Below are 21,711 nucleotides of genomic sequence, written 5' to 3' on the forward strand. Positions count from 1 at the left end.
TATATAGAAGAAAGACGTTTTTTTGTTAGGAGAGGGTAAGGAAGAAGAGAGAGGGTGATTCAGATGTTACAGCAGATTACTGGACCTGTATTTGAATACTTGGCTGAGAACAGACTGTTGATTCAACTAGCTAGAAAAGTCGGATTACCACTTGGTGGGACGTTATTCGTCGGAGGGCAGGGCGCTGAAGAGACACTCGACACGGTCAAACAATTCAATCAAGATGGACGAGCCGCCACAATAGATTGTTTAGGCGAGTTCGTCGAGACAGAACAGGACGCGGTAGATATCGCGGATGAATGCATCAAAGTCATCGGACAGATCAAAGCATATGATCTAGACGCGCAAGTATCTTTAAAGCTGACATCGATCGGATTAAGAATTGATCCGGATATCGCCTATCAACAGTTGAGTCGCATCGCGGAAGTTGCAGATCAACAAAACATGCGTGTGACAGTCAATATGGAAGAGGCGGTGATGATCGAGTCGATCGTCCGAGTATTCGAGCGTGTACATGAACATTATCCGAACGTCGGGATTGCGCTACAGGCAAACGTCTATCGAAGTCGATTTGATTTAGAGTATCTTCAGGCAACAGTGCGTGTCGTCAAAGGGGCATATGACGGAGACGATGAAACTTATATTCAACCAAAGAAGACAGTAGATGAGACATACCTTCAATTAGTAAAAGTGAATTTGCTAAATGGGAACTACACGCAAATCGCGACACACGATGAACAGATCATTCGACAAATCATTGACTTTACTCAAATGAAACAGATTGATCGATCACAGTTTGAATTTCAAATGCTTCAAGGCATGCGACCGAAACGACAACAAGAGTTAGTTCGACAAGGTTATCGTGTTGTCATCTACGTGCCGCATGGTGTCGACTGGTATACGTATTTGATGAGACGGTTAGCAGAACGCCCGGCAAATATCGCGTTTACAGTAGGTGCCATGTTAAGAAGGTAAAGACTTTGCAAAGAGGATTTAAACTCTTTGCAAAGTTTTTTTGAAATAATGCTTGTGTTTGTCGAATTTTGTTGTTATATTAATAAATGTTCCAGCGAGACGCCTTTTATAAACGGTTCGTTGGGGCTGAAAAGTTTTTTAAAAAGCATGGTTGACATAAACAAAACAACCTGTTAATCTATTAAAGTCGCTAAGGCGGCGGACGAACTTTGAAAACTGAACGATGAGGCAAAAATCGTATTCTACGGAATACAAACATGAATGAAGCGCAAGCTTCGTCAATCGTGACTTCGGTCACACAACGAGCAAGTCAAACACTTTATGGAGAGTTTGATCCTGGCTCAGGACGAACGCTGGCGGCGTGCCTAATACATGCAAGTCGAGCGCAGGAAACTGACGGAACTCTTCGGAGGGAAGACAGCGGAATGAGCGGCGGACGGGTGAGTAACACGTAAGGAACCTGCCTCAAGGATTGGGATAACTCCGAGAAATCGGAGCTAATACCGGATAGTTCAACGGACCGCATGGTCCGCTGATGAAAGGCGCTTCGGCGTCACCTTGAGATGGCCTTGCGGTGCATTAGCTAGTTGGTGAGGTAACGGCCCACCAAGGCGACGATGCATAGCCGACCTGAGAGGGTGATCGGCCACACTGGGACTGAGACACGGCCCAGACTCCTACGGGAGGCAGCAGTAGGGAATCTTCCACAATGGACGAAAGTCTGATGGAGCAACGCCGCGTGAGTGATGAAGGTTTTCGGATCGTAAAACTCTGTTGTAAGGGAAGAACACGTACGAGAGGTAATGCTCGTACCTTGACGGTACCTTACGAGAAAGCCACGGCTAACTACGTGCCAGCAGCCGCGGTAATACGTAGGTGGCAAGCGTTGTCCGGAATTATTGGGCGTAAAGCGCGCGCAGGCGGCCTTTTAAGTCTGATGTGAAAGCCCCCGGCTCAACCGGGGAGGGCCATTGGAAACTGGAAGGCTTGAGTACAGAAGAGAAGAGTGGAATTCCACGTGTAGCGGTGAAATGCGTAGAGATGTGGAGGAACACCAGTGGCGAAGGCGACTCTTTGGTCTGTAACTGACGCTGAGGCGCGAAAGCGTGGGGAGCAAACAGGATTAGATACCCTGGTAGTCCACGCCGTAAACGATGAGTGCTAGGTGTTGGGGGGTTTCCGCCCCTCAGTGCTGAAGCTAACGCATTAAGCACTCCGCCTGGGGAGTACGGCCGCAAGGCTGAAACTCAAAGGAATTGACGGGGACCCGCACAAGCGGTGGAGCATGTGGTTTAATTCGAAGCAACGCGAAGAACCTTACCAACTCTTGACATCCCATTGACCGCTTGAGAGATCAAGTTTTCCCTTCGGGGACAATGGTGACAGGTGGTGCATGGTTGTCGTCAGCTCGTGTCGTGAGATGTTGGGTTAAGTCCCGCAACGAGCGCAACCCCTATCCTTAGTTGCCAGCATTTAGTTGGGCACTCTAGGGAGACTGCCGGTGACAAACCGGAGGAAGGTGGGGATGACGTCAAATCATCATGCCCCTTATGAGTTGGGCTACACACGTGCTACAATGGACGGTACAAAGGGCAGCGAGACCGCGAGGTGGAGCCAATCCCATAAAGCCGTTCCCAGTTCGGATTGCAGGCTGCAACTCGCCTGCATGAAGTCGGAATCGCTAGTAATCGCAGGTCAGCATACTGCGGTGAATACGTTCCCGGGTCTTGTACACACCGCCCGTCACACCACGAGAGTTTGCAACACCCGAAGCCGGTGAGGTAACCGCAAGGAGCCAGCCGTCGAAGGTGGGGTAGATGATTGGGGTGAAGTCGTAACAAGGTAGCCGTATCGGAAGGTGCGGCTGGATCACCTCCTTTCTAAGGAAAACGTCCCTTACGGGACATGCCCATCGTTCAGTTTTGAGAGCTCGTCTCTCACGTCTCGCAAGAGACACTCGCACCTTGAAAACTGAAGACATCAACAAGACATCAAACTTTTAATTAACCATGTCATTTAAGACGTGTGTTCTTAGAATACCAACGCTAGATCAAGGTATGAAGGGCGTACGGTGGATGCCTTGGCACTAGGAGCCGATGAAGGACGCGACGAACAGCGATATGCTTCGGGGAGCAGTAAGTATGCTTTGATCCGAAGATTTCCGAATGGGGGAACCCACCATCCGTAATGAGATGGGACATGTTACATGAATACATAGTGTAACGTGAGGCAGACCCGGGGAACTGAAACATCTAAGTACCCGGAGGAAGAGAAAGCAAATGCGATTCCCTGAGTAGCGGCGAGCGAAACGGGAACAGCCCAAACCGAAGAGCATGCTCTTCGGGGTTGTAGGACACTCTATACGGAGTCAAAAAGGAAGACAGTAGGTGAAGGACCTGGAAAGGTCGGCCGAAGAAGGTGACAGCCCTGTAGCTGAAACTGTTTTCCCTCCAGAGTGGATCCTGAGTACGGCGGGACACGTGAAACCCCGTCGGAATCCGGGAGGACCATCTCCCAAGGCTAAATACTCCCTAGTGACCGATAGTGAACCAGTACCGTGAGGGAAAGGTGAAAAGCACCCCGGAAGGGGAGTGAAATAGATCCTGAAACCGTATGCCTACAAGTAGTCAGAGCCCGTTAACGGGTGATGGCGTGCCTTTTGTAGAATGAACCGGCGAGTTACGATAACGCGCGAGGTTAAGCCGATGAGGCGGAGCCGTAGCGAAAGCGAGTCTGAACAGGGCGTTCAGTGCGTTGTCGTAGACCCGAAACCAGGTGATCTACCCATGTCCAGGATGAAGGTCAGGTAACACTGACTGGAGGTCCGAACCCACGCACGTTGAAAAGTGCGGGGATGAGGTGTGGGTAGCGGTGAAATGCCAATCGAACCTGGAGATAGCTGGTTCTCCCCGAAATAGCTTTAGGGCTAGCCTCGAGGTTGAGAGTTCTGGAGGTAGAGCACTGATTGGACTAGGGGCCCCCACAGGGTTACCGAATTCAGTTAAACTCCGAATGCCAGCAACTTATACTCGGGAGTCAGACTGCGAGTGATAAGATCCGTAGTCAAGAGGGAAACAGCCCAGACCGCCAGCTAAGGTCCCAAAGTGTATGTTAAGTGGAAAAGGATGTGGCGCTGCCTAGACAGCTAGGATGTTGGCTTAGAAGCAGCCACCATTCAAAGAGTGCGTAATAGCTCACTAGTCGAGTGGCGCCGCGCCGAAAATGTAACGGGGCTAAACATACCACCGAAGCTGCGGATTCCGTAAGGAATGGTAGGGGAGCGTTCCAAACCGCTGCGAAGCTGTACCGGAAGGAGCAGTGGAGCGTTTGGAAGTGAGAATGCCGGTGTGAGTAGCGAAAAGAGGGGTGAGAATCCCCTCCGTCGAAAGCCCAAGGTTTCCTGAGGAAGGCTCGTCCGCTCAGGGTTAGTCTGGACCTAAGCCGAGGCCGAAAGGCGTAGGCGATGGATAACAGGTTGATATTCCTGTACCGCCGATCCACCGTTTGAACAATGGGGGGACGCAGGAGGATAGTGACGCATGCGGATGGAAGTGCATGTGCAAGTTTCAAGACCGTCTGATTGGCAAATCCGTCAGGCATCAAAGTCAAGGAACGATGCGGAGTCCCGTAGGGACGTAGGTCACGATTTCACACTGCCAAGAAAAGCCTCTAGTGAGGGGGAAGGCGCCAGTACCGTAAACCGACACAGGTAGGCGAGATGAGAATTCTAAGACGCGCGGGATAACTCTCGTTAAGGAACTCGGCAAAATGGTCCCGTAACTTCGGGAGAAGGGACGCTCTACATGAGTAGAGCCGCAGTGAATAGGCCCAAACGACTGTTTAGCAAAAACACAGGTCTCTGCTAAATCGCAAGATGACGTATAGGGGCTGACGCCTGCCCGGTGCTGGAAGGTTAAGGGGATGGGTTAGCGCAAGCGAAGCTTTGAACCGAAGCCCCAGTAAACGGCGGCCGTAACTATAACGGTCCTAAGGTAGCGAAATTCCTTGTCGGGTAAGTTCCGACCCGCACGAAAGGCGTAACGATTTGGGCACTGTCTCAACGAGAGACCCGGTGAAATCATAGTACCTGTGAAGATGCAGGTTACCCGCGACAGGACGGAAAGACCCCATGGAGCTTTACTACAGCCTGATATTGAGGCTTTGTGCATGATGTACAGGATAGGCGGGAGACGTCGAGCCCGGAGCGCCAGCTTCGGAGGAGTCACCCTTGGGATACCGCCCTTCATGCATAGAGTCTCTAACTCGCAGCCGTCATCCGGCTGGAGGACCGTGTCAGGCGGGTAGTTTGACTGGGGCGGTCGCCTCCTAAACAGTAACGGAGGCGCCCAAAGGTTCCCTCAGAATGGTTGGAAATCATTCGTAGAGCGCAAAGGCAGAAGGGAGCTTGACTGCGAGACCTACAAGTCGAGCAGGGACGAAAGTCGGGCTTAGTGATCCGGTGGTTCCGCATGGAAGGGCCATCGCTCAACGGATAAAAGCTACCCTGGGGATAACAGGCTGATCTCCCCCAAGAGTCCACATCGACGGGGAGGTTTGGCACCTCGATGTCGGCTCATCGCATCCTGGGGCTGGAGTAGGTCCCAAGGGTTGGGCTGTTCGCCCATTAAAGCGGTACGCGAGCTGGGTTCAGAACGTCGTGAGACAGTTCGGTCCCTATCCGTCGTGGGCGCAGGAAATTTGAGGAGAGCTGTCCTTAGTACGAGAGGACCGGGATGGACGCACCGCTGGTGTACCAGTTGTTCCGCCAGGAGCATCGCTGGGTAGCTACGTGCGGACGGGATAAATGCTGAAAGCATCTAAGCATGAAGCCCCCTCCAAGATGAGATTTCCCTTTGAGTAATCAAGAAAGACCCCTCAGAGACGATGAGGTAGATAGGTCACGGGTGGAAGCATGGCGACATGTGGAGCTGAGTGATACTAATCGGTCGAGGTCTTGTTCTAGCAGATGCTTGTTGATGACTTCAGTTTTGAGGGCGCGAGCCCGTCGTCTGGTGACGATAGCCAAGTGGTCACACCCGTTCCCATGCCGAACACGGAAGTTAAGCACTTGAACGCCGAAAGTAGTTGGGGGCTTCCCCCTGTGAGGATAGGACGTTGCCAGGCAAACGGTGGTTCTGGAGCATACGCTCAAGGGCCGCCGCTTTTTTGTGTCTTTTTGTAGAAAGGCATGCATCTATTTTAATGAAGGGACTGAACAGGGATATGGCGAAAAAAACGAAACTACGCGTAGCCGTCGAAGAGAACGAGACGATTGGTGCTTGTTTGGATCGTATCGATGCCATGGGATACCGCCCGACGGTCCGACGAGAAGAGCCGATCTTTGGATTAGACGCTAATGGCGAACCGTATCCAATTCGTCAGCAAATCGTCTTCGATTGCAAAGTGAAAGAGAGCGAATAACTACTTCAAGCATCGTCCGAATGAATCGGACGATGCTTTTTTTATACTTTATTTCATTTGATGTCTCCAGAGAAAATAAACTCCGAATGGACACTAGATGAAATTAAAAAAACACCTTTTAAAACCGAACGATAAATTTTCAGACAATTAAATTGTTCGCCTTTAGTTGACGCCTTGGGATGGACTTGTTAAGATGAAGTCGTGACAGGATGATTGAATATAAACACCTCGTATAATAGCAGGGATATGGCTTGCAAGTTTCTACCCAACGACCCTAAATCGTTGGACTATGGGGTATATGGATGTTCGTCGATATTTCTTTGGCGTACCTTTTTATACCCTAAGCCACCCTTTTAGCCGTGGTTTGGGCTTTTTTTATGCACAAAGGAGGAAACAGCGATGGGAAATGTAGAAGTCGGCGTCATCATGGGAAGTCAATCGGATTGGGAAACGATGAAGCATACATGCGATGTGTTGGAGCAACTTGAGATTCCGTACGAAAAGAAAGTCGTTTCCGCACACCGGACACCGGATCTGATGTTTCGTTATGCTGAATCAGCACGTGAACGAGGACTGAAGGTCATCATTGCCGGTGCAGGCGGTGCTGCTCATCTACCGGGCATGGTTGCCGCTAAAACGACATTACCCGTCATCGGTGTTCCTGTGAAAAGTAGAGCGCTCCAAGGAATTGATTCCTTGCTCTCGATCGTTCAAATGCCAGGTGGTGTACCGGTCGCAACGGTCGCGATCGGAGAAGCAGGCGCAAAAAACGCCGGATTGCTAGCTGCTCAAATTCTTTCGATTCAAAATGAACGACTTGCCCGCAAGCTCGATCATATGCGTGTCGAACTAGAAGGAGACGTCATTGCATCTGGAGGGAACCTGCTATGAAACGAATTGGGATACTAGGCGGCGGTCAACTCGGTCGAATGATGGCTCTGTCAGCGCGTGAGATGGGCTTTGAGATTTTGACACTCGATCCAACGGACAACGCACCGTGTGCGCAAGTGGCGGATCAACACATCCAAGCTGATTTTTCGGATGTCGAGGCAGCAAAACAACTCGCAGCTGAATCGGATGTCGTCACCTACGAATTCGAGAACATCTCGACGGAAGTCGCTGAAGCAATCGGAACGAAACTGATTCACGGCACCGATCTTCTTTTTCAAACGCAACATCGGGTACGGGAAAAAGAGATGATTGAACGCATTGGGCGCTCCGTCGCTCCGTATTATCCGGTGACGCATCCTTCTGACTTAGAGGAAGCAAAACAGCGACTCGGGTTACCATTCGTCTTGAAGACAGCACGATTCGGATATGACGGAAAGGGACAGACCGTCATTCGGACGGAAGAACAGTTCCAAGCGGCAATCGAAGGATTTGAACCGACAGAGTATGTCGCGGAGCAGTGGTTACCGTTTGATCAAGAAATTTCCGTCATCGTCACTCGAAGCGCAACAGAGACACGCGTCTTCCCGGTCAGTGAGAACATACATCGAGAAAACATTTTGCATCTATCGATCGTACCGGCACGGATTTCTGAATCGCTCGAACAAGAAGCGATTGCGCTCGCCGAATCCATCGCGGATGCCGTCGGTCTGATCGGTACACTGGCCATCGAGTTGTTCGTCGTCGGTTCTCGACTGATCGTCAATGAACTAGCACCCCGACCACACAATTCGGGTCACTATTCAATCGATGCTTGTGAAACATCCCAATTCGAGCAACATATCCGTGCCATCAGTGGTCTCCCACTCGGTGATACCCGTCTGACGACACCGGTCGTCATGGCGAACATCCTGGGTCAGCATGTCACAGCATTATACGAGGAACTACCGAGATTAGACGCTCGGACGAAAGTTCACTTATATGGAAAAGCAGAAGCCAAGACAGGGCGCAAGATGGGCCATTTAAACATTCTTGCGGACACCGTCGACGATGCTTTGGCAGAAGTCGAACGCCTGTCGATATGGAAGGAGACAGTTCAATGATCGAACGGTATACACGTCCTGAGATGAAAGCGATCTGGACCGAACAAAACAAATTCGAGGCTTGGTTAAAAGTCGAGATTCTTGCGTGTGAAGCATGGAGTGAACTAGGGGTCATCCCGAAAGAGGACGTCCAGTTGCTTTGGGACAATGCCTCATTTGATGTCAACCGCATCCTTGAGATCGAGCAAGAGACACGTCATGATGTCATCGCCTTCACGCGTGCCGTCTCTGAAACACTCGGAGAAGAACGCAAGTGGGTGCATTACGGACTCACGTCAACGGACGTCGTCGATACAGCACTCTCGTATCTGTTGAAGCAAGCAAACGACATTCTTGCTGCGGATCTCGATCGGTTCATCGACATCTTAAAAGTCAAAGCGAACGAACATAAATATACGGTCATGATGGGACGAACGCATGGCGTACATGCAGAACCGACGACGTTCGGTCTGAAACTAGCGCTTTGGTATGAAGAGATGAAACGAAACAAAGTCCGTTTTGAAGCAGCACGTGAGACGGTCGAATACGGCAAGATGTCAGGTGCCGTCGGAACATTCGCAAACATCGATCCATTCATTGAAAAGTATGTCTGCGAAAAGTTAGGAACAAAACCGGCTCCGGTCTCAACGCAAACGTTACAACGTGATCGTCATGCACACTACATGTCGACACTTGCTCTGATTGCAACATCAATCGAAAAGATGGCAACGGAAATCCGGGGTCTGCAAAAGACGGAAACACGTGAAGTCGAAGAATTCTTCGCTAAAGGTCAAAAAGGATCATCGGCGATGCCGCATAAGCGGAATCCGATCGGTTCAGAGAACATGACAGGTCTTGCCCGAGTCATCCGTGGACACATGGTGACAGCGTACGAGAACGTCTCACTCTGGCACGAACGGGATATCTCGCATTCTTCGGCAGAACGTATCATTCTTCCGGACGCAACAGGATTGCTTAACTACATGTTGAACCGTTTCGGAAACATCGTGAAGAACTTGACGGTCTTCCCGGACAACATGAAGCGGAACATGGACCGGACGTTTGGTGTCATTTTCTCTGGACATGTCTTACTCGCTTTAATCGAAAAAGGCTGGTCGCGTGAAGCCGCCTATGATTTCGTTCAACCGCGTGCGATGCAGGCGTGGGAAGAACAAATCATGTTCCGTGACTTGTTGTGGCAAGAAGAAGAGATTCAACAGCTTTTCACAGAAGAAGAGCTCGATGCGTGTTTCGATCCGACGTACCATACGAGTCGCGTCGATGAAATCTTTGAACGGTGTGGCTTGAACTAATCAACCTGAGACGGGGCACTTGCCCCGTCTACATCTTAGGATCATGGGGGACGAAAGCGATGCAACCACTTTATGAAGGAAAAGCAAAACGATTGTACACGACGCAGGAGCAGGATGTGCTCCGGATCGTCTATAAAGACGAGGCCACGGCATTCAACGGCGAGAAAAAAGAAACCTTTGCTGGAAAAGGCGAATTGAACAACCGATTGACGAGTCATTTCTTTGAAATCCTCGAACAAGCGGGCATTCCGACACATTTTATTGAGCGTGTCTCGGAGCGCGAACAGCTCGTACGTCGTGTCACCATCATCCCACTCGAAGTCGTCGTCCGAAACGTCGTCGCGGGGAGCTTGAGTAAACGGCTCGGTATCGAAGAAGGTACGGTGCTCGAAACACCAATCGTTGAGTTCTACTATAAAGATGATACGTTAGGCGATCCACTCGTCACCTCGTCACACATCAATTTACTGAAGATTGCGACTTCTGAAGAGTTGAAACAGTTATCTGCTGAAGCGCTTCGCGTAAACGAAGTATTACAACCTTACTTCCGTCAAAACGGAATCACGTTGATTGATTTTAAATTGGAGTACGGAAAGACGGCAGACGGAACGATTTTACTGGCAGATGAGATTTCACCTGATACATGCCGCCTGTGGGATCAGGCGACAGGAGAACATCTCGATAAAGATGTCTTCCGCCGCAATATCGGTTCACTGACAGAGACTTACCAAACACTATTCAATCGCCTAGGGGGAAACACACAATGAAAAAAGTCATCGTATCGATCGCATTACGGGAAAGCATTTTAGATCCACAAGGAGTTGCTGTAAAAGGTGGATTGCAACAGCTTGGTTTTACAGGTGTCGAGAGTGTCCGAATCGGAAAACAGATTGAACTGCTCGTTGAGACGGAAACGACAGAAGCGATGATTCATGAGATGTGTCAAAAACTACTCGTCAACACGGTGATGGAAGATTACCAGATTACGATCGAAGAGGTGACGCCAGCATGAAGTTTGCGGTCATCGTCTTTCCCGGATCGAACTGTGATTTAGATATGTACCATGCGGTCAAGGATGCCCTCGGAGAAGAAGCTGAATACGTCTTCCATACCGAAACATCACTTGAAGGCTACGACGGCGTCCTACTGCCGGGCGGATTCTCCTACGGAGACTACCTTCGTTGCGGCGCGATCGCACGTTTCTCACCGATCATGGAAGAAGTCAAACGTTTTGCGGCAGAAGGGAAAACGGTCCTTGGGGTATGTAACGGATTCCAGATTCTTGTCGAAGCGGGACTCTTACCAGGTGTCTTGCACCGCAACAACGGTTTGAAGTTCATGTGCCGGACGGTCGAACTGAAGGTTGAAAACACGAAGACACGGTTTACATCGGATTATCTGCCAGGCGAGACGATTTCGATTCCGATCGCGCACGGCGAAGGGAACTACTACTGCGATGATGCGACTTACGCAATACTCCAAACGAACGGACAAATCGCCTTCACGTATGTCGATAACCCGAACGGCTCACGCGGTGATATCGCCGGAATCACGAACAAAGCCGGCAACGTTCTCGGGATGATGCCACACCCGGAACGAGCGGTCGAGTTATTGACTGGCGGAACAGATGGACTAAAACTCTTTACTTCACTCGTCAAACAGGGGGCACACCATGCTAAAACAACAGTCTGAACCAACACCAGAATTGATTCAAGAGCAACGCGTCTATGCCACGATGGGCTTAAGTGATACGGAATACCAGATGGTTGTCGATTTACTCGGACGCCAACCGAACTATACGGAAACAGGATTGTTCTCGGTCATGTGGTCCGAACATTGTTCATACAAGACCTCTAAACCCGTCCTCCGTCAATTCCCGACGACTGGACCACGTGTCTTACAAGGACCAGGGGAAGGGGCAGGTGTCGTTGATATCGGAGATGAGCAAGCAGTCGTCTTTAAAATCGAAAGCCACAACCATCCATCCGCTGTTGAACCGTATCAAGGGGCTGCGACAGGCGTCGGCGGAATCATTCGTGACATCTTCTCGATGGGCGCACGACCGGTCGCGCTCATGAACTCGCTCCGCTTCGGGCATCTCGGTACACCACGTGTCAATCAACTGTTCGAACAAGTCGTCGCCGGAATCGCCGGTTACGGCAACTGTGTCGGGATCCCGACGATCGGTGGCGAAATCGGATTTGATCGCTCATATGAAGGCAATCCACTCGTCAACGCGATGTGTATCGGTCTAATCAACCATGCGGATATTCAAAAGGGTCAGGCAAAAGGTGTCGGGAACTCGGTCATGTACGTCGGTGCAGCTACTGGGCGTGACGGGATCCATGGTGCGACGTTTGCCTCGGAGGATCTCGGAGAGGATACAGAAGCAAAACGTCCGGCTGTTCAAGTCGGCGACCCATTCATGGAGAAGTTATTGATTGAAGCTTGTCTTGAAATCGTCGGTCACCCGGCACTGGTCGGGATGCAGGACATGGGTGCTGCCGGACTGACATCGTCTTCAGCGGAGATGGCTTCAAAAGCAGGTATGGGCATCGAGATGCACCTCGATGATGTTCCGCAACGAGAGACAGGGATGACCGCTTACGAAATGATGCTCTCGGAATCACAAGAGCGGATGTTACTCGTCGTCAAGCGGGGTCGCGAAGCAGAGATCGAAGCAATCGTCAGCAAATGGGGACTCCATGCCGTTCACGTCGGAGAAGTCATTGAAGAGAAAGTCTTACGGTTGATCCATCACGGGGACATCGTAGCGGAAGTTCCAGTCGATGCGTTAGCCGAAGAAGCGCCAGTCTATGAAAAACCATCTCGTGTTCCTGCGTATTATGAAGAATTCCAAGCGATGGAAGAGACGCTTCCAGTCGTTGAAGACGTCGTTGAGACATGGCGGGCGTTACTGCGTCAGCCGACGATTGCTTCAAAACGTTGGGTCTACGATCAGTACGATCATATGGTCCAGACATCGACCGTCGTCGCACCAGGATCCGATGCAGCCGTCATCCGTGTCCGCGGCACGAACAAAGCGCTTGCGATGACGACCGACTGTAACAGCCGCTTCGTCTACTTGGATCCATATGTCGGTGGACAGATTGCGGTAGCGGAAGCAGCTCGTAATATCGTCGCGAGTGGGGCGACACCCCTTGCTATCACGGATTGCCTGAACTTCGGAAATCCGGATAAACCAGAAGGCTTCTGGCAGTTGCAGCAAGCAACAGCCGGTATGGCAGAAGCATGTCGTGTCCTTGAGACACCTGTCATCGGTGGAAACGTCTCACTCTACAATGAGTCAGCCGGTCAAGCGGTTCACCCGACACCGGTCGTCGGAATGGTTGGATTACACGAGCAAACTGAATGGATCACAACGCAACACGTCAAACAAGCAGGTGATCAAATTTATCTATTAGGAGAAACAACAGCCGAGTTTGGTGGTAGTGAGCTTCAATATATGCAATTCGGTAAATCATTCGGTCGCGCACCACAGATTGATTTAGCAATCGAACACGCACGCTTACAATTGTTACAGCAGGCAGTACAAGCAGGTGAAGTCAATGCGATGCATGATGTGTCAGAAGGCGGTCTTGCCATCGCTCTCGCTGAGATGACGTTTGGGACGAACCTCGGATTGACGGTTCAGTTCGACGGACCAACCTTACACCTGTTCAGCGAATCGCAATCACGCTTCATCGTCACTGTGCCACAAGCGCACGTCGCAGCATTCGAACAACGGACCGGTGCTCAAGCAATCGGTGTCGTCACGAACGATGAGCTTCTCGTCATCGAAACGGCAGACACACGAATTGAAGCAGACCGTTCGACCTTACAGGGAGACTGGGAAGGAGCAATCGCGTGTTATATGACATCAAAGGACTAAATGAGGAGTGTGGCGTCTTCGGGATCTTCGGACAACCGAATGCAGCGCAACTCGCTTATTACGGCTTGCATAGCTTGCAACACCGGGGACAGGAAGGGGCAGGCATCGTCACGAGTGACGGTGACGACCTCTTCCCGCACCGCGGGCAAGGACTCGTAACGGAAGTCTTTTCGGAAGAAACACTGACGAACCTTAACGGACATCACGCGATTGGACATGTCCGGTATTCGACAGCAGGGGGAAACACGCTTGAGAACACCCAACCGCTTCACTTCAAATCGCGGACGGGAGATCTCGCACTCGCGCATAACGGAAATCTCGTCAACGCCGATTCACTAAAGCACCTGTTAGAAGCAGAAGGTGCCATCTTTCAGACGACGAGTGATACGGAAGTCGTCGCCCATCTCGTCAAACGCAGTAAGCTCGACACACTCGAAGACCGGATTGCCGATAGTCTCGCCCGTCTCGTCGGGGCGTTCGCCTTCCTTTTCTTAACGGAAGATACGTTATTCGTGGCGGTTGATCCGCACGGACTGCGTCCACTGTCACTCGGGAAGACACCGGACGGCGGCATCGTATTCGCGTCAGAGACATGTGCCTTTGATATCGTCGGCGCGGAATTCATTCGTGATATCGAGCCAGGGGAGCTCGTGACGATCACAGAACAGGGCATGTCGTCCCGTCAATACATGGAACCACGTGAACGGGCAATGTGTTCGATGGAATATATCTACTTCTCACGTCCGGATTCGATCATTGATGGCGTCAACGTCCATACGGCTCGCAAAGCACTCGGGAAAAAGATGTATGAAGAAGCGCCGGTTGAAGCGGACGTCGTCACTGGAGTACCGGATTCAAGTATCTCGGCAGCGATCGGTTACGCGGAAGCGAGTGGTATTCCATATGAGATGGGATTGATCAAGAACCGGTATGTCGGACGGACGTTCATCCAGCCGTCACAAGAGTTACGGGAACGTGGGGTCAAAATGAAATTGTCCGCGCTACGCGGCGTCGTGCAAGGAAAACGTATCATCATGGTCGATGATTCAATCGTCCGGGGAACGACGAGTCGCCGCATCGTCGGTTTGTTACGGGAAGCGGGTGCGACGGAAGTCCATGTCCGCATCACGGCACCACCGATCACGAATCCATGTTATTACGGGATTGATACTTCATCGAAGGAAGAACTGATCTCTGCTCGATTGATGCCGAAAGAAATCCGGCAGGAAATTGGTGCGGATTCACTTGAATTCTTAACGGTACCGGGCATGGTCGACGCAATCGATCGCCCGTTCGATGGACCGTTAAAAGGACAATGTACCGCTTGTTTCACAGGAGAGTATCCGACACCGCTCGGTTCGCTCGAGTTAGAAGCTAAACTTTGATAGATGGGGGAAGAACATGAGCAAACATTACGAAGCAGCAGGTGTGAGTCTGACAGCAGGGTATGAGTCAGTCACGCGAATGAAAAAACACGTCGCCCGTTCGATGCGCAAAGAAGTATTGACGGGACTCGGTAGCTTTGGTGCGATGTTCGACCTCAGCCAATTGCAGTTGAAAGAACCAGTCCTTGTCAGTGGGACAGACGGTGTCGGTACGAAGCTGAAACTCGCTTTCGCACTGGAACAACACGATACGATCGGAATCGACTGTGTGGCAATGTGTGTGAACGATATCATCGTCCAAGGCGCGGAACCACTTTATTTCCTTGACTACATCGCGCTTGGTCAGGCGATTCCAGCTAAGATCGAACGGATCGTCGCAGGTGTCGCAGAAGGTTGCGTCCAGGCGGGATGTACGTTAATCGGCGGTGAGACAGCGGAAATGCCAGGGATGTATGCGGACGGCGAATATGATATCGCCGGGTTCGCCGTCGGTGCCGTCGAGAAGCAAAAATTGATCACGGGTGATAACGTCGCGGCAGGAGATGTCATTCTCGGTCTCGCTTCGTCCGGCGTCCATTCGAACGGGTTCTCACTCGTCCGTAAAATCGTCGCCGACAGTGGCCTCCGCTACGAAGATGAAGTCATGATGCTCGGTCATACGCTCGGAAATGCGCTCCTCATGCCAACACGCATCTACGTCGAAGCGGTCAAAGCAGCCCTTGAGACGGAAAAGATTCAAGCGATGGTCCATATTACGGGTGGTGGATTCTACGAGAACGTACCACGTGTCTTGCCAGAAGGTCTTGGCGCATCGTTCGATCCGAAAAAGTGGCCGACGTTACCAGTCTTTGACTGGCTCGAGCAAGCGGGTGACCTGCCACGACATGATATGTACAACGTCTTTAACATGGGCATCGGTTTCATGTTGATCGTCAAACCGGAAGATGTCGCGGAAGTGACAGCACGCCTCGCTCGTGAAAATGAGACGGCGTACGTGATTGGTCAAGTGACAGATCAAGAAGGTGTTCGGATTCAAGGAGTCGACGCATGAAGATCGCCTGTTTTGCATCAGGAAGCGGTAGTAATGTCGAAGCACTTTTTGAAGCGATCGAGGCAGGAACGTTACATGCCTCGATCGAACTGATCGTCTGCGATCAACAGAACGCAAAGGTCATTGAACGGGCAAAACGACGCGGATGTGACGTCTTCGTCTTTCGGGCGAAGGACTATCCGGATAAACCGAGTTTTGAGCGGGAAATCATTGCCCGTCTTGAAGCGAAAGGTGTCGAACGGATCATTCTTGCCGGCTACATGCGATTAATCGGGGAAGAGTTGCTTGGACGATACGCAGGGCGAATCGTCAACATCCACCCGTCGCTGCTTCCGGCGTTCCCGGGAAAAGATGCGATCGGACAAGCATTTCGTGGCGGAGTTAAAATCACAGGTGTTACAATTCATATAGTCGATGAAGGCATGGACACAGGACCGATCATGGCTCAAGAAGCCGTTCGGATTACAGAAGAGATGACGCGTGAAACATTGCAACAAGCGATTCAGCGCGTCGAACATAGACTGTATCCGCAAGTCATCGAAGAGTGGATGAAAGAGGAGGCAAACGTATGAGAGCGTTAATTAGTGTGTCGGATAAAACAGGAATCGTCGAATTAGGACGAGCGTTCCATGAAGCAGGTATCGAGCTCGTCTCGACAGGCGGAACACATCAAGCGTTAGAGGAAGCCGGGCTTCCGGTCATTGGTATCAGTGAAGTCACACAATTCCCAGAAATGCTCGATGGGCGTGTCAAAACGCTCCATCCAATGGTTCATGGTGGATTACTCGGTCGTCGTGATCTTGAATCCCATCGTGAGCAGATGGCTGCGCAACAGATTCAACCGATTGATTTCGTCGTCGTCAATCTGTATCCGTTCAAGCAGACGGTCTTACAAGAAGACGTCGCCTATGCCGATGCGATCGAGAACATCGATATCGGTGGACCAAGCATGTTGCGTTCAGCGGCGAAAAACCACGCAGCTGTCACGGTCGTCGTCGACCCAGCTGATTACGAAACGGTCGTTGCCGAGATTCGTGAAGGCGGTACGACGTTTGAGACACGTCAACGTCTTGCGGCGAAAGCCTTCCGTCATACAGCGGCGTACGATGCGTTGATCGCGGATTATTTCTTGACACAAACAGGCGAGAAGTTCCCGGATCAGTTGACAATCACGCTTGAGAAAGTCCAGGATCTTCGTTATGGAGAAAATCCACACCAAGAAGCAGCCTTTTATAAAACACCAATTTACCGTGGAGCATCTCTCGCTTCAGCGAAACAGTTGCATGGTAAAGAGTTGTCGTATAACAACATTCAAGATGCGAACGCTGCACTCGAAATTCTCGACGAGTTCCGCGAAGCAGCAGCCGTCGTTGTTAAACACATGAACCCGTGTGGTGTTGCCGTCGGTCCAACGATCGGAGAGGCATTCCGCCGCGCTCATGCAGCCGATCCGGTGTCGATCTTCGGTGGCATCGTCGCCTTGAACCGTGAAGTTGACTTAGAGACAGCAGAACAGTTAAGCGGTATCTTCCTTGAAATCATCATCGCCCCATCCTTCACGGAAGAAGCATTCGCCTTGTTGTCAGCGAAAAAGAACATCCGTCTACTTGAACTCGACGTCAAACGTGTCCAAGCAATCCGTTATACGGCAGTCGCTGGCGGCATGCTCGTCCAAGACAGTGACGATGAGACGCTCGATGATGCAGCAGCACGTGTCGTGACAGACCGCAAACCGACAGCAGCGGAATGGGAGGACTTGAAACTCGCATGGCGCGCCGTCAAACACGTCAAGTCGAATGCGATCGTTCTCGCGAAAGACGAAGTAACGGTCGGCGTTGGTGCAGGACAGATGAACCGTGTTGGTTCAGCGAACATCGCGATTACGCAAGCCGGAGAAAAAGCAGTTGGCGCGTCCCTTGCTTCCGATGCCTTCTTCCCAATGGGCGATACGGTCGAAGCGGCAGCAGCAGCTGGCATTACGGCAATTATCCAACCAGGCGGCTCGATTCGCGACCAAGAGTCAATCGATGCGTGTAACAAACATGGCATTACGATGGTCTTTACGAACGTTCGACATTTCAAACACTAAGCGGAGGCGATTTGAATGAAGGTATTGGTGATTGGTAAAGGAGGGCGTGAACACGCGCTCGTCTGGAAGCTGGCACAGGATGAACGGATCGAGACAGTGTATGCTGCGCCTGGGAATGCCGGGATGACACAAGCCACATGTGTTCCGATCGCCGAAGATGCCACCGATGAACTCGTGACGTTCGCACAAGACGAACAGATCGATTGGACGATCGTCGGACCAGAAGGACCACTCGTTCTCGGAGTCGTTAACGCCTTTCAGGCAGCGGGACTGCAAATCTTCGGACCGACACGGGAAGCGGCGGCGATCGAAGGAAGTAAGCAGTTCGCGAAAGAATTGATGGCGCGTGCCGGTATTCCGACCGCTGCTCACGCTGTCTTTACTTCAGCAGCAGAAGCAGAAGCGTATGTTCGCGAAGCGGGTGCACCGATCGTCATCAAAGCCGACGGACTCGCTGCCGGAAAAGGAGTCACAGTCGCAGAAACTGTGGACCAAGCGCTTGCAGCAATCTACGATACGTTTGCCGGGGAATACGGTCAACAAAGCCGCGTCGTCATCGAAGAATGCCTGATCGGGGAAGAGTGTTCGTTGATGGCATTCGTGCACGAAGAGACGGTCATTCCAATGGTATTGTCGCAAGATCATAAACGGGCGTTTGACGGTGACTTAGGTCCGAACACAGGAGGAATGGGCGCGTATTCTCCGCTACCTCAGTGGGACGAAGCGGCGTTGACGACAGAAGCTGTTGATCGCATCATTCAGCCGCTTGTCGATCAGATGGCAAGCGAAGGGATTCCGTTCACTGGCTTCCTCTATGCCGGTCTGATGATAACGAAACAAGGACCATTCGTCATCGAGTTCAATGCTCGGTTCGGTGATCCGGAGACAGAAGTCATTCTCCCGCGCTTAGAGACGCCGTTGCTTGATGTCATCATGCCGCTGATGGACGGACAGACACCAGAAGTCGTTTGGACGGATCAAGCAGCTGTCGGTGTCGTCGTCGCAGCAGAAGGATATCCGGAAGCGCCAAAAACGGGACAAGTGATTCCACTTGACCAGATCGGGGATGATCTTCTCGTCTTTCATGCCGGAACGGCAGAACGAAACGATCAACTTGTCTCAGCTGGTGGACGTGTCCTCGTGTGTGTCAGCCGTGCCGAGACAATCGAGCAGGCTGTCGAACAGGTCTATGCAAACTTACCAGACGTGACGGATCAGCCATTCTTTTACCGAACTGATATCGCTCAAAAAGCCTTTCGTGCCTCGCATGAATCATGATATCTGAACCAGACGTGCTCGAAGGAGCCTCGTCTGGTTTTTTGTTTCTTGGCGAAGTGCACGAAAAGATTTGTCTTCCATGGCGAATTTGTGTTATTTTGACCAAATGAATCCGGAACGGGGCAAAACTTCTTGAAACTTACTTAGCAACATTTTAGTATAAGAACTATAAGAAAGCGTTTTCAATAAAACAAAGGAGGTCGAGCTTTCGTGAAAAAAAATTGTGGAAGATCCCCTTGGACGAAATCTGAAGTACGAACACACCAAGCGGTCATCAGTGGAAAGCTTGCACCGACACTTGTCATACAGAATGCCACTTACCTGAATCATGGTGTCAAAGCATGGCGGACGGCGAACATCTGGATTAGTGGCGACCGGATCGTCTATGTCGGTCCAGAGATGCCGGAACAAGCCGATGCGTATCATGATGCGACAGGTCAATATATCGTACCCGGTTACATTGAACCCCATGCCCATCCGTTCCAACTTTACAATCCAGCGAGTCTTGCAAAATTCGCAGCAGAGCGGGGAACATCGACGCTCGTAAACGACAACATGTTGTTATTATTAGAGCCGACGGAGCAAGCGTTTGCTCAGGTCGAGGCGCTAGCAGACTTACCGACCTCAATGTACTGGTGGGCACGACTCGACGCACAAACCGAGCTTGATGCCGACAGTATCTCGATCGATAATCGCCGGATTCAAGCGTGGCTCAAGCATCCACAAGTCATCCAAGCGGGAGAGTTGACGGGATGGCCACGTCTCTCGCAAGGGGATGATGAACTGCTTCACTGGATGCAGGATGCGATCAAACTCGGAAAACCAATCGAAGGTCATTTCCCTGGGGCTTCAGCGAAGACGTTGACGAAGATGGCGCTGTACGGCGTGACGAGTGATCACGAAGCGATGACGGTCGAAGAGGCGATGACACGTCTTGAACTCGGCTACACGACGACGATTCGTTATTCATCGATTCGTCCGGATCTACCGGATATCTTTAAAGGTCTCGTCGAAGCAGGGTTGACGCAGTTCGATAAGGTGCTAGTGACGACGGATGGTTCAACGCCGTCCTTCTATAAAGCGGGCATGATGGATGAGACGATCCGATTGATGCTTGAGGCGGGCATTCCGGTCGAAGAAGCGTACCGGATTGCATCGTACAATGCAGCGCGTCACTTTAATCTCGATCATCTACTTGGGAGTATCGCACCAGGACGAATCGCGCATCTTAATTTCCTTGAGGCAAAAGATGCCCCGACACCTGTCGCTGTACTTGCGCGCGGCACATGGGTCCGTCAAGCAGACATCCCATGTTACCCGGCAGAAGCGCTTGATGCAGTCTATGCGCTCATGCCACGCTCGGAAGTCCAGGTTTCCTTAACGGAACAGGATTTTTCGTTTAGCATGCCGGTTGGTCTTGAAATGGTCAATTCCGTCATCATGAAACTCTATCAAGTCGAACACGATACAAGTGTACCTGTTCTACCGGCAGGATGTGATGAATCCTTCCTGATGCTACTCGACCGGGAAGGGAAGTGGCGACTGAATACCGTTCTGAAAAACTTTGCGACACAAGTCGGAGGTCTCGTCAGTTCGTACTCGATCAGCGGTGATATTTTGATGATCGGTAAATCGAAACGAGACATGCAAGTCGCGTTTGATCGAATGAAAGCGTTCGGCGGCGGAATCGTTCTCGTTGAGAATGGTGAAGTCATCGCTGAAGTTCCGTTGACCTTGATGGGGCAGACGTCCGACCTGCCACTCGAAGATTTGATCGTTCAAGAAACGGCTCTCCGGGAAGCCTTGTTCGAACGCGGTTATGCGTTTGAAGATCCTGTCTATACGTTGCTATTCCTAGCATCGACACACTTGCCATATGTACGGATCACACCACAAGGTATTTACGAAGTCCTTCGGAAAAAAGTCCTTTTCCCAGCGATTTTGCGATGACGCTTGAATTTTAAAACGTCGCGCTTTAAACTATTAAAGAGCAATTGAATGGGAAAGGGAGTCACAAGATGCAACTCGATAAATTGCGTGGAAAAGAATTGGATCAGTTATTTACAGCCATCATGAAGATGGATTCATTAGAAGATTGTTATACGTTGTTCGAAGACTTAGCGACCGTCAACGAAATCCAGGCGCTCGCCCAACGTCTTGAAGTCGCACGTCAATTACGTGAAGGCAATACGTATCACAAAATCGAAAAGGCGACCGGTGCTTCAACAGCAACGATCTCGCGTGTCAAACGTTGCTTGAACTACGGTTCGGGCGGTTATGATCTGGCGCTTGCCCGCCTAGGTCTTATCGAGCAAGAAGTAGCGGATAACTAATGTT

The 21,711-nt window shown here is 51.1% G+C and carries 16 protein-coding genes, 3 rRNA genes and 1 riboswitch; all 19 genes read left to right on the forward strand.

What is annotated here, in order from left to right; genetic code table 11:
* The first annotated feature begins 63 nt into the window (after positions 1-63).
* The 19 genes from ESP131_RS04780 (at position 64) to ESP131_RS04870 (ending at position 21,707) form a co-directional block, all read left to right on the forward strand.
* Entirely contained in the window at positions 64-975 is a 912-nt protein-coding gene (locus ESP131_RS04780; protein WP_029340737.1) for a proline dehydrogenase family protein, read from the forward strand.
* A 318-nt stretch (positions 976-1,293) separates the two neighbouring features.
* Positions 1,294-2,855 (forward strand): 16S ribosomal RNA (locus ESP131_RS04785).
* A gap of 168 nt (positions 2,856-3,023) precedes the next feature.
* Positions 3,024-5,937 (forward strand): 23S ribosomal RNA (locus ESP131_RS04790).
* Positions 5,938-5,983: 46 nt separating this feature from the next.
* Positions 5,984-6,099 (forward strand): 5S ribosomal RNA (rrf, locus tag ESP131_RS04795).
* The 16S, 23S and 5S rRNA genes sit together here, the layout of an rRNA operon.
* Positions 6,100-6,198: 99 nt before the next feature.
* Positions 6,199-6,396 carry an NETI motif-containing protein gene (locus tag ESP131_RS04800; RefSeq protein WP_029340738.1) on the forward strand — a complete coding sequence of 66 codons (198 nt, stop codon included), beginning with the start codon at positions 6,199-6,201 and terminating at the stop codon, positions 6,394-6,396.
* A gap of 208 nt (positions 6,397-6,604) precedes the next feature.
* A riboswitch (purine riboswitch) is annotated at positions 6,605-6,706 on the forward strand.
* Positions 6,707-6,795: 89 nt separating this feature from the next.
* Entirely contained in the window at positions 6,796-7,287 is a 492-nt protein-coding gene (gene purE, locus ESP131_RS04805; RefSeq protein WP_029340739.1) for a 5-(carboxyamino)imidazole ribonucleotide mutase, read from the forward strand.
* Positions 7,284-8,387: a 5-(carboxyamino)imidazole ribonucleotide synthase gene (gene purK / locus ESP131_RS04810; RefSeq protein WP_047394958.1), complete on the forward strand. Its 1,104-nt coding sequence runs from the start codon at positions 7,284-7,286 to the stop codon at positions 8,385-8,387. Before purE ends, purK begins: the two co-directional genes overlap by 4 nt.
* Complete coding sequence (gene purB, locus ESP131_RS04815) at positions 8,384-9,679, forward strand: adenylosuccinate lyase (RefSeq protein WP_029340741.1); 1,296 nt, start codon at positions 8,384-8,386, stop codon at positions 9,677-9,679. The genes purK and purB overlap by 4 nt, the downstream gene beginning before the upstream one ends.
* A gap of 59 nt (positions 9,680-9,738) precedes the next feature.
* Complete coding sequence (purC, locus tag ESP131_RS04820; RefSeq protein WP_029340742.1) at positions 9,739-10,446, forward strand: phosphoribosylaminoimidazolesuccinocarboxamide synthase; 708 nt, start codon at positions 9,739-9,741, stop codon at positions 10,444-10,446.
* Entirely contained in the window at positions 10,443-10,691 is a 249-nt protein-coding gene (gene purS / locus ESP131_RS04825) for a phosphoribosylformylglycinamidine synthase subunit PurS (protein WP_023467069.1), read from the forward strand. Before purC ends, purS begins: the two co-directional genes overlap by 4 nt.
* Positions 10,688-11,371, forward strand: a complete 684-nt coding sequence (purQ, locus tag ESP131_RS04830; protein ID WP_047394962.1) for a phosphoribosylformylglycinamidine synthase subunit PurQ — start codon at positions 10,688-10,690, stop codon at positions 11,369-11,371. The genes purS and purQ overlap by 4 nt, the downstream gene beginning before the upstream one ends.
* Positions 11,352-13,571 (forward strand): phosphoribosylformylglycinamidine synthase subunit PurL, encoded by a 2,220-nt coding sequence (gene purL / locus ESP131_RS04835; RefSeq protein WP_069940284.1) that lies wholly within the window; start codon positions 11,352-11,354, stop codon positions 13,569-13,571. The genes purQ and purL overlap by 20 nt, the downstream gene beginning before the upstream one ends.
* Positions 13,547-14,956: an amidophosphoribosyltransferase gene (purF, locus tag ESP131_RS04840; protein ID WP_069941018.1), complete on the forward strand. Its 1,410-nt coding sequence runs from the start codon at positions 13,547-13,549 to the stop codon at positions 14,954-14,956. The genes purL and purF overlap by 25 nt, the downstream gene beginning before the upstream one ends.
* A gap of 16 nt (positions 14,957-14,972) precedes the next feature.
* The gene (gene purM / locus ESP131_RS04845; RefSeq protein WP_029340745.1) at positions 14,973-16,007 is read left to right on the forward strand and encodes a phosphoribosylformylglycinamidine cyclo-ligase; all 1,035 of its coding nucleotides are present in this window, start codon (positions 14,973-14,975) and stop codon (positions 16,005-16,007) included.
* Positions 16,004-16,579 (forward strand): phosphoribosylglycinamide formyltransferase, encoded by a 576-nt coding sequence (gene purN / locus ESP131_RS04850; RefSeq protein WP_047394965.1) that lies wholly within the window; start codon positions 16,004-16,006, stop codon positions 16,577-16,579. The genes purM and purN overlap by 4 nt, the downstream gene beginning before the upstream one ends.
* Positions 16,576-18,096 (forward strand): bifunctional phosphoribosylaminoimidazolecarboxamide formyltransferase/IMP cyclohydrolase, encoded by a 1,521-nt coding sequence (gene purH / locus ESP131_RS04855; RefSeq protein WP_029340747.1) that lies wholly within the window; start codon positions 16,576-16,578, stop codon positions 18,094-18,096. Before purN ends, purH begins: the two co-directional genes overlap by 4 nt.
* Positions 18,097-18,111: 15 nt before the next feature.
* Positions 18,112-19,374, forward strand: coding sequence for a phosphoribosylamine--glycine ligase (gene purD, locus ESP131_RS04860; RefSeq protein WP_069940285.1), 1,263 nt, complete (start codon positions 18,112-18,114; stop codon positions 19,372-19,374).
* A gap of 210 nt (positions 19,375-19,584) precedes the next feature.
* Complete coding sequence (locus ESP131_RS04865; protein WP_029340749.1) at positions 19,585-21,324, forward strand: adenine deaminase C-terminal domain-containing protein; 1,740 nt, start codon at positions 19,585-19,587, stop codon at positions 21,322-21,324.
* A 68-nt stretch (positions 21,325-21,392) separates the two neighbouring features.
* Positions 21,393-21,707: a YerC/YecD family TrpR-related protein gene (locus ESP131_RS04870; protein ID WP_023467078.1), complete on the forward strand. Its 315-nt coding sequence runs from the start codon at positions 21,393-21,395 to the stop codon at positions 21,705-21,707.
* The last annotated feature ends 4 nt before the right edge of the window (positions 21,708-21,711 follow it).

Origin of the sequence: Exiguobacterium sp. U13-1 (assembly GCF_001750115.1) — a bacterium.
GTDB lineage: Bacteria > Bacillota > Bacilli > Exiguobacteriales > Exiguobacteriaceae > Exiguobacterium_A > Exiguobacterium_A acetylicum.